Here is an 8,499-nt window from a genome sequence, read left to right as displayed (position 1 = left end):
CGCCACCGAGTCAATCCGCCGCACCACAAACGACCAAGATGTGTGCATGCCGTAGACGAAGTGGGGGAGAGGTGTCGAGGGCGAAGCCCGAGACGGAGAGGGGCTGCTTCACCGGCGGAAGACGAGAAACCACAGGGGACAGTTTACCTTCTTTCGGCAGAATAGCCGCCGCGGTTCAGACCTCGCTCGGGCCGAAAAAGTAATAAAACTGTCCCCGGAGCTTGCACTCTTCTACGGCGTGAACCGCGCCACCAGCATGTGGCTGTCACCGGCATAGGTGAAGCGCACATGCGTCACCGGCGCCTCCGCGCTCCAGGTCCGGCGCTCGACCACCAGGCAGGGCGCGCCGGCCTCGATGTCGAGGAGCGCCACGATCGAGGCATCGGCCCCGCTGGCGCGGATGCGGTGCTCGGCGACGCTCCACGGCACGCGGTCGACCAGCCAGCGGCCGGGCGCGCTTGCCTGGAATGCCTCGCCCTCCGCCTCGGGCACGGCGGCGAGGCTGATCACCCGGTCCTCGTGGCAGAACGGCCGCGCCCCGGCGAAATGCCGGCAGGCGAGCGCAATGACCGGCGAAGGGCCAGCGAGGCCGAGGCGCTCCCGATCACCAGCCGTGGCGCGGCGCATTGTCCGCCCCAGCAGCTCGTAGCGGTAGGGCAGGCCGAGCGCCTGCACCTCGGTCTTGATGTCGTGGATCTCGAGGATCGCCGCCTGCGATTTCGGCTGGCTGACGAAACTGCCGGAGCGTCGCCGCCGCTCGATCAGCCCGGCCTTGGCGAGCTGCGACAGCGCCTTGTTCACCGTCATGCGCGAGCAGCCATACTGCGCCGACAGCTCGTATTCGAACGGAATGCGGTGGCCGGGCGGCCATTCGCCCGAGACGATCTTGTCGGTGATGTCGGCGAGGATGCGCCGGTGCAGCGAGGGTGCTTCCTGGACCCGCGGAATGTCGTGCAGCGCCGTCATCGCCCGCCTTTTCAACCCGCCGACAGCGCGATCATCGCCGTCCTGAACCGCTCGGCGATCGCCTCGCGGCGGATGTGGCGGCCCTGCGAGACCAGTTTCCTGCCGCCGATCCAGACGGCGTCGACCCGCGCGCCGTTGGCGAAGATCCAGGCGTCGAGGATGGCGTCGCCGGATTTGCCGGCGAGCGTCGGGTGCGATGCGTCGAGCGACACCAGGCTGGCGGCGCCTCCGACGGCGATGCCCGACGGCTGGCCGCCGAGCGCCTGGTTGCCGCCGGCAAGCGCTACGTCGAACAGCGCCCGACCGTTCGAGGCGCCTGCCGGTGCCAGCACGTTGCGCTGGCGCGTGAGCAGGCGCTGCGAATATTCGAGCTGCCGCAATTCGTCCGGCACGCCGATCAGCACGTTGGAATCGGAGCCGACGCCGAAGCGTCCGCCATGGTCCAGGAAGGCGCGGCCGGGAAAGATGCCGTCGCCGAGATTGGCTTCGGTGATCGGGCACAGCCCGGCGACAGCGCCGCTCCTGGCCATGGCCGCCGTCTCGGCCTCCGTCATGTGGGTGGCGTGGATCAGGCACCAGTTTTCGCCGACCGGTGCGTTGCCGAGCAGCCATTCGACCGGCCGGGCACCCGACCAGGCGACGCAGTCCTCGACCTCGCGGGTCTGCTCGGCGACATGGATATGGATCGGCCCGCCCATGCCGAGATCGGCAACGGTGGCGAGTTCTTGCGGGGTGACGGCACGAAGGCTGTGCGGCGCGACGCCGACGACTGCGTCGTCGGTATCCGCCACGGCTTCGCGGCTGCCTTCAAGAAGGCGGGCGAAGGAGTCGATATCGTTAATGAATCGCCGCTGCCCGTCATTCGGCGCAAGTCCACCAAAGCCGGAATGAGCGTAGAAGACCGGCAGCAGCGTCAGCCCGATGCCGGTTTCCGTTGCGGCGGCGGCGATGCGTCCTGCCATCTCGGCGATATCGGTATAAGGCCGGCCGTCGTGATCGTGGTGGAGATAGTGGAACTCGCCGACGCGGCCGAAACCCGCCTCCAGCATTTCGACATAGAGTTGCGCGGCGACCGCCTCGACCTGCTCCGGCGTGATCGACAGCGCGAAGCGGTACATGACCTCGCGCCACGACCAAAAGCTGTCGTCGCCGGGACCGCGCGTCTCCGCCAGCCCGGCCATGCCGCGCTGAAAGGCGTGGCTGTGCAGATTGGGCATGGCCGGCAGCAGGATGGCTACGCGCTCGTCGCCCGGCTGCGGCGTGGATCCAGCCTCAACGGAATTTATTGCTCCGCTGTCGAAGGTGATGCGGACAGCGGTTGCCCAGCCGCTGGGTAGCAGCGCTTCCCTGGCGAAAATAGCCTTCATGTTCCGATCGCCCGCTTGCATCTTCGTGCATTATGTATATACATATTAGTGCCGATTGGGAAACGGAAAAGTCGATGGCGGGACGGAGAGCAGCAGCGGGCAAACGCATCTGGCGCAATGCCAGGCTGGCGACCATGTCGCCGACGCTTCCGGGACTGGGCGTCGTGGAGCGCGGCGCGGTCGCGTCGGTCGACGGCAAGATCGCCTTCGCCGGTCCGGAAGCCGACCTGCCGGCGAGTTTGGCCGTCAATGCCGATATCGTCGACTGCGATGGCCGCTGGATCACGCCGGGCCTGATCGACTGCCACACGCATCTGGTCCATGCGGGAAACCGCGCCAACGAGTTTGAGATGCGGCTTGCCGGCGCGACTTATGAGGAGGTGGCAAAGGCCGGCGGCGGTATCGTGTCGTCGGTGCGCGCCCTGCGCGCGGCGAGCGAGGACGAGCTTATCCGCCAGACCCTGCCGCGCCTCGATGCGCTGATTGCCGAAGGCGTGACCACAGTCGAGGTGAAATCCGGCTACGGTCTCGATCTCGACAACGAGGCGAAGTCGCTGCGCGCCGGCCGCAGGCTGGCGGAAGAACGGCCGATCTCGGTCAAGACAAGCTTCCTCGGGGCGCACGCATTGCCGCCCGAGGCGGCGGGTGACAAGGATATGTTCGTCGCGAAGGTGGCGGACGAAATGCTGCCTGCGGTCGCCGCGGAAGGGCTGGCCGACGCCGTCGACGGGTTTTGCGAGGGCATCGCTTTCTCGCCCGAACAGATTTCCCGGGTGTTCGACAGGGCAAGGGTGTTGGGCTTGCCGGTAAAACTGCATGCCGATCAGCTTTCCAACCTGCATGGAGCCGCTCTTGCGGCCCGTTACGGTGCGCTGTCGGCCGATCATCTCGAATATACGGATGCCGAGGGCGCGGCGGCGATGGCTGAGGCCGAAACCGTCGCGGTGATCCTGCCCGGCGCCTATTATTTCATCCGCGAGACCAGGAAGCCGCCGATCCAGCTTTTTCGCGATGCCGGCGTGAAGATGGCGGTTGCGAGCGACTGCAACCCCGGCACCTCGCCGCTGACCTCGCTGCTGCTGACCATGAACATGGCGGCGACGCTGTTTTCCATGACGGTGGAGGAGTGCCTGCTCGGCGTCACCCGCAATGCGGCGACCGCGCTCGGCCTGGTGGCCGAAACCGGCACGCTCGAGGCTGGCAAATGGGCCGACCTCGCCATCTGGGGCATCGAGCGGCCGGCCGAACTGGTCTACCGCATGGGATTCAATCCGCTGCATCAGCGCGTCTGGAGGGGCCAATGAACGAGATTGTCCTGCTGCCCGGAACCGTTCCGCTCGATCACTGGCGGGCGGTTCTGGACGGCGCCGTGCCGTCGCTCGACCCGGCCGGCCGCGACCGCATCGCGGCGAGCGCGGCGGTGGTCGCCGGCATCGTCGCCAGGGGCGATCCGGTCTACGGCATCAACACCGGCTTCGGAAAGCTCGCCAGCGTGCGCATTCCGGCCGGCGACGTCGAAACGTTGCAGCGCAACCTGATCCTGTCGCATTGCTGCGGCGTTGGCGAGCCGCTGGCGCCGGAGATCGTGCGGCTGGTGATGGCGCTGAAGCTGAATTCGCTGGGGCGCGGCGCGTCGGGCGTGCGGCCGCAAACCATCGCGCTGATCGAGGCGATGCTGGCGAAAAATATCGTGCCGGTCGTTCCTGAAAAGGGATCGGTCGGCGCTTCGGGCGACCTTGCCCCGCTGGCGCATATGACGGCGGCGATGATCGGCGTCGGCGACGTTTTTTTCGAAGGCGCGCGCATGCCGGCCGAGGCCGCGCTGCAAAAGGCCGGACTGAAGCCGATCGTGCTGGCCGCCAAGGAAGGGCTGGCGCTGATCAACGGCACCCAGGTGTCGACCGCGCTAGCGCTGACCGGCCTGTTCCGCGCGCATCGGGCGGCGCGGGCAGCGCTGATCACCGGCGCGCTGTCGACCGACGCGGCGATGGGCTCTTCCGCGCCGTTCCATGCCGAAATCCATGAACTGCGCGGTCATCGCGGCCAGATCGACACGGCCGCGGCGCTGCGCGCGCTGCTGAAGGGCTCGGAGGTCCGCGACAGCCATCTCGAAGGCGACGAGCGCGTGCAGGACCCGTATTGCATCCGCTGCCAGCCGCAGGTCGACGGCGCCTGCCTCGACCTGCTGCGCATGGCGGCGCGCACGCTGGAGACCGAGGCCAACGCCGTCACCGACAACCCGCTGGTGCTGGGTGACGGGTCGGTGGTTTCGGGCGGCAATTTCCACGCCGAGCCGGTTGCCTTCGCTGCCGACCAGATCGCTATCGCAGTCTGCGAGGTCGGCGCCATCGCTCAGCGCCGCATCGCGCTGCTGGTCGATCCGGGGCTGTCCTTCGGTCTGCCGGCCTTTTTGGCGAAGAAGCCGGGGCTCAACTCCGGTCTGATGATCGCAGAGGTGACATCGGCGGCGCTGATGAGCGAGAACAAGCAGATGGCGCATCCCGCCTCCGTCGATTCGACGCCTACCTCCGCTAACCAGGAGGACCACGTCTCCATGGCCTGCCATGGCGCCAGGCGGCTTCTGCAGATGACGCGGAATCTCGCCGGCATCATCGGCATCGAGGCGATCACCGCGGCGCAAGGCGTGGATTTTCGGGCTCCGCTCAGGACCGGGACCGAATTGCTCAAGGCGCATGCGGCGATCCGGGCGATTGTGCCCGAGCTGGAAGTCGACCGATATATGGCCGACGATCTGGCGGCGGGTGCGGAATTGGTGCTGTCGGGAACGCTGAACGCCAGCGTGGGCAAGGGCGTCCTGCCGGAGCTGGAGGCATGAGCAACGAAAGGGAGATCGTAACGGGCGAGGATGGCCATACATATCCATCGGTTCATGTGAACCCCGGCAAATCGCCGCTTATATTGGCATTCCCGCATGTCGGAACTGCTGTCGCGCCATTGATCGAAGGGCGCTTGAATCATGAAGGTTGCAAGTTCCGGGACACCGATTGGCACGTGGATGAACTCTATCGCGGGATTCTTCCCAACGTGACGACGATTGCTGCGACCTTCCATCGCTACGTCATCGACGCCAACCGCGATCCGTCCGGGAAAAGCCTTTATCCCGGCCAGAACACAACCGGGCTGGTGCCGCTCACCGACTTCGATGACCAGCCGATCTGGAGGGACGGCGAGGAGCCGACCGAAACCGATATTGCCGCGCGGCTCAATGACTTCCACAGACCCTATCATGCCGCCCTGGAAGACGAAATCGAACGCGTGAAGGCCCTCCACGGGGTTGTTGTCCTCTATGACTGCCATTCGATCCGCTCGCGCTGCCCATTCCTGTTCGACGGCGTGCTTCCGGATTTCAACATCGGTACGGACAACGGCCGCACCTGCGCACCGAAAATCGAGAAAGCCGTGGCGGACATCTGCTCGAAGGCGGATGGTTACACGTCAGTCCTCAATGGCCGTTTCCGGGGCGGGTGGACAACACGGCACTACGGCCGGCCTCAGGACGGCCTCCACGCCATTCAAATGGAACTGACGCAGGCCACTCATCTGCAAAGTGAGGAGCTGCCCTTTGCCTTCGACTACGACAAGGCGCGCCGGCTGCGGATCGTGCTCGCCGAGATTCTGAACACCATCGAAACAATTGCCTATGAACTAGCCCGAGGCCGGACATGACCAATCCCCGCCACAACATCCGCGAGGTCCGCGCTCCACGCGGCGACAAACTCAACGCGAAATCCTGGACGACCGAGGCGCCGCTCAGGATGTTGATGAACAATCTCGACCCGGACGTGGCCGAAAACCCCAACGAACTGGTCGTCTATGGCGGTATCGGCCGTGCGGCCAGGACGTGGAACGATTTCGACGCAATCGTCGCGGCGCTGAAGACGCTGGAGAACGATGAGACGCTGCTGGTGCAGTCGGGAAAGCCGGTCGGCGTGTTCCGCACCCATGCCGACGCGCCGCGCGTGCTGATCGCCAACTCCAACCTGGTGCCGCACTGGGCCGACTGGGCGCATTTCAACGAGCTCGATAGAAAGGGCCTGATGATGTACGGCCAGATGACGGCCGGATCGTGGATCTATATCGGTACACAGGGCATCGTGCAGGGCACCTACGAGACGTTCGTCGAGGCCGGCCGCCAGCATTATGGCGGCAAGCTCACGGGCAAGTGGATCCTGACGGCCGGTCTCGGCGGCATGGGCGGCGCCCAGCCGCTTGCCGCCGTCATGGCCGGCGCCTGCTGCCTCGCCATCGAATGCAATCCCGACTCGATCGATTTTCGCCTGCGCACCCGCTATCTCGACGAGAAGGCCGGGACGATCGACGAGGCGCTGGAAAAGATCGAGCGCTGGACCAAGGCGGGTGAGGCGAAGTCGGTCGGGCTGCTCGGCAATGCCGCCGACATCGTGCCGGAACTGCTGCGGCGCGGCGTGCGGCCGGACATGCTGACCGACCAGACTTCCGCCCATGACCCGCTGAACGGCTATCTGCCGAAAGGCTGGTCGCTGGCCGAATGGCGCGAGAAGCGCATCAGCGATCCGAAGGCCGTGGAGAAGGCGGCACGCGCCTCCATGCGCGAGCATGTCGAGGCGATGGTCGGTTTCTGGAACGCCGGCGTGCCGACGCTCGACTATGGCAACAACATCCGCCAGGTGGCCAAGGACGAAGGTTTCGAGAACGCCTTCGCCTTCCCCGGCTTCGTGCCGGCCTATATCCGCCCGCTGTTCTGCCGCGGCATCGGTCCGTTCCGCTGGGCGGCACTTTCAGGCGATCCGGAAGACATCTACAAGACCGACGCCAAGGTGAAGGAGCTGACGCCCGGCAACAGTCACCTGCACAATTGGCTCGAAATGGCGCGCCAGCGCATTTCCTTCCAGGGCCTGCCGGCCCGCATCTGCTGGGTCGGGCTCGGCGATCGCCACCGGCTCGGGCTGGCCTTCAACGAGATGGTGGCCAAGGGCGAGCTGAAGGCGCCGATCGTCATCGGCCGCGACCATCTCGATTCCGGCTCGGTCGCCTCGCCCAACCGCGAGACCGAGGCGATGAAGGACGGCTCCGACGCCGTCTCCGACTGGCCGCTGCTCAATGCCCTGCTCAACACGGCCTCCGGCGCCACCTGGGTGTCGTTGCATCACGGCGGCGGCGTCGGCATGGGCTTTTCCCAGCACGCCGGCATGGTCATCGTCGCCGATGGCACGCCGGAAGCGGCGCGCCGTCTGGAGCGGGTGTTGTGGAACGACCCGGCCAGCGGCGTCATGCGCCACGCCGACGCCGGCTACGAGATCGCCCTCGACTGCGCCCGCGAGAAGCAGCTCAACCTGCCCGGCATTCTCGGGTGAGCGGTTTTGCCGTCATCCGAGCCGCCGACCATCGCGTCATGCGCTGGAAGAACGGAGGCGGCGAGACGGCCGAGGTCCTGATCTGGCCGGCAGGCGCGACGCTGGACGATTTCGACTGGCGGCTGTCGATGGCGCGGGTCGAGGCCGACGGGCCGTTCTCCGCCTTTCCCGGCATCGACCGCACGCTGGCGGTGCTCGAGGGAGAGGGTATCCGGCTGGTGGTCGGCGACGATTCCGCAGTCACGCTGACACAGGATTCGCCGCCCTTCGCCTTTGCCGCCGACCGGCCGGCCGCCGCCGACCTCGTCGGCGGACCGATCGTCGACCTCAACATGATGTCGCGACGCGGCCGCGTCGCGCATACGATGACACGCCTTGTCCTGGACGGTGCCGCCGCGATCGAGCTTTCCGACGCCGGGACCCTCGTCTTCTGCGCGGAAGGCGAAGTCGCAATCCAAGCGGTCGACGCCACGGCGGTGCTCGGCAGGCGGGACACGCTGATGTGTTCCGGCGTGATCGCCGCCGCGGTCCTGCGGCCCCAGCCTACAGCATTGATTTATGTGACAAAGATCGTACGCGGCTGACGCCGTTCACAGAGATTTCATCGCATTCTCGTATCACCACGAAAAAGCCAAAAATCGCTGCGCTTTCCATCATCGACCGGACGGTGTCGGCGGTCAATGCGTGAGCGGGGCGATGGTGGCGTGCGTCGCGAACTGAAATCGAAGATCGACCGGTACAGGATGCAACCTTTCCAGATTGAAACGGTTAAGCGCTCTTAAGGCCACGGCGTCCGCCGCGGCCTTTCCTTG

The 8,499-nt window shown here is 66.2% G+C and carries 7 protein-coding genes; 5 read left to right on the top strand and 2 right to left on the bottom strand.

Annotated features, from left to right (window positions below):
- Positions 1-231 precede the first annotated feature (231 nt).
- Both hutC and AC5JDC_RS23425 read right to left on the bottom strand, forming a co-directional pair.
- The gene (hutC, locus tag AC5JDC_RS23430; protein ID WP_495845046.1) at positions 232-966 is read right to left on the bottom strand and encodes a histidine utilization transcriptional repressor HutC; all 735 of its coding nucleotides are present in this window, start codon (positions 964-966) and stop codon (positions 232-234) included.
- Between the two features lie 11 nt (positions 967-977).
- Positions 978-2,333 carry a formimidoylglutamate deiminase gene (locus AC5JDC_RS23425; protein WP_495845044.1) on the bottom strand — a complete coding sequence of 452 codons (1,356 nt, stop codon included), beginning with the start codon at positions 2,331-2,333 and terminating at the stop codon, positions 978-980.
- Between the two features lie 74 nt (positions 2,334-2,407).
- On the opposite strand from AC5JDC_RS23425, the gene hutI reads away from it, so the two are divergent.
- Genes hutI through AC5JDC_RS23400 form a run of 5 tightly spaced genes read left to right on the top strand, consistent with a single transcriptional unit; the run spans position 2,408 to position 8,271 of the window.
- On the top strand, positions 2,408-3,637 hold the full coding sequence (gene hutI / locus AC5JDC_RS23420; RefSeq protein ID WP_495845041.1) for an imidazolonepropionase: 1,230 nt from the start codon (positions 2,408-2,410) through the stop codon (positions 3,635-3,637).
- A complete protein-coding gene (gene hutH / locus AC5JDC_RS23415; RefSeq protein ID WP_495845040.1) occupies positions 3,634-5,169 on the top strand; it encodes a histidine ammonia-lyase in 1,536 nt (511 codons plus the stop codon). Before hutI ends, hutH begins: the two co-directional genes overlap by 4 nt.
- Positions 5,166-6,020 carry an N-formylglutamate deformylase gene (hutG, locus tag AC5JDC_RS23410; RefSeq protein WP_495845038.1) on the top strand — a complete coding sequence of 285 codons (855 nt, stop codon included), beginning with the start codon at positions 5,166-5,168 and terminating at the stop codon, positions 6,018-6,020. Before hutH ends, hutG begins: the two co-directional genes overlap by 4 nt.
- Complete coding sequence (gene hutU, locus AC5JDC_RS23405; protein ID WP_495845036.1) at positions 6,017-7,687, top strand: urocanate hydratase; 1,671 nt, start codon at positions 6,017-6,019, stop codon at positions 7,685-7,687. Before hutG ends, hutU begins: the two co-directional genes overlap by 4 nt.
- Positions 7,684-8,271 (top strand): HutD/Ves family protein, encoded by a 588-nt coding sequence (locus AC5JDC_RS23400; RefSeq protein WP_495845034.1) that lies wholly within the window; start codon positions 7,684-7,686, stop codon positions 8,269-8,271. The genes hutU and AC5JDC_RS23400 overlap by 4 nt, the downstream gene beginning before the upstream one ends.
- Positions 8,272-8,499: the final 228 nt, after the last annotated feature.

Source organism: Kumtagia sp. (assembly GCF_059502445.1).
This window is presented reverse-complemented; position numbering and strand designations above follow the sequence as displayed.